This window comes from Mycobacterium hackensackense (assembly GCF_025822555.1).
Classification (GTDB): Bacteria; Actinomycetota; Actinomycetes; order Mycobacteriales; family Mycobacteriaceae; genus Mycobacterium; species Mycobacterium fluoranthenivorans.
The window spans coordinates 1-429 of the sequence record NZ_JACKUC010000050.1; the positions used below are offsets into that span (position 1 = coordinate 1).

Here is a 429-nt window from a genome sequence, read left to right on the forward strand (position 1 = left end):
CTGGGCGATGATGTTGGCGAAGACGCTCGGCAGCGTGGTGGTCAGGGTGACAGTCCAGGGGAGCGTGCTGAACCGCGCCTCCTGCGACTGTGCATGCTCGTCGACATAGCTGATCATGCCCGCGGTACCCGCGGGTCCGTACACCTCATACGTCACGTATTTGGGCACGGTCGAGACGATGTTCTCCGCACGTCCGCCGCCGGTCTCCTGACCGGATCCGAACACACCGTGGAATCGGTTGATGATCACCCCACCGACGCCGACCACGACGACAATGACCAGGGGTACCCAGATTCTGGCCAGGGCGCGTACCACTGCGTTCATCGCCATACCCCGTTCGCGACGGCGCACATACGCGCCTGGTCGGTAACCATGGTGGCTGACCTTACGATAGTAAGGAAACGAGTGTAAAGTTAGCGTGAGCCAGCT

1 protein-coding gene is annotated in these 429 nt (G+C 61.5%); it reads right to left on the reverse strand.

The genetic code is table 11. From position 1 onward, the window contains the following. Positions 1–324 (reverse strand): MmpS family transport accessory protein (locus H7J86_RS31705; RefSeq protein ID WP_267295827.1); only part of this gene is annotated, 324 nt, incomplete at its 3' end. Between the last annotated feature and the right edge of the window lie 105 nt (positions 325–429).